Origin of the sequence: Schumannella sp. 10F1B-5-1 (genome assembly GCF_006517535.1) — a bacterium.
Classification (GTDB): domain Bacteria; phylum Actinomycetota; class Actinomycetes; order Actinomycetales; family Microbacteriaceae; genus Schumannella.
The window spans coordinates 1-214 of record NZ_VHQH01000111.1 but is presented as its reverse complement, the minus strand read 5'-3'; the positions used below and the strand labels follow the sequence as shown (position 1 = coordinate 214).

Annotated in this window: 1 pseudogene; it reads left to right on the top strand. The window is 73.4% G+C overall.

Going from position 1 to position 214, the window contains the following annotated elements:
* Positions 1 to 214 (top strand): annotated as a pseudogene (locus FJ658_RS15140) (copper transporter); the annotation flags it as partial.

Sequence of the window (214 nt, the reverse complement as noted above, 5' to 3'; positions counted from 1 at the left end):
CGCCCGCGACGGATCGCGACGCTGGTTCGCGCTCGTCGTCACCGCCGAGATCGTCTTCATGGGGGTCGCGTCGGGTCTCGCGGCGGGACTGGCGCGCACGGCGCCCCCGATCGACGAGGTTCCCGCCACCGATCAGGCGAACCCGTCGCCCGCCGAGTACCTCACCGGCATCCCGCTCCCGCCGGAGCTCACCCCGCTGCGCTATCTGACCGAG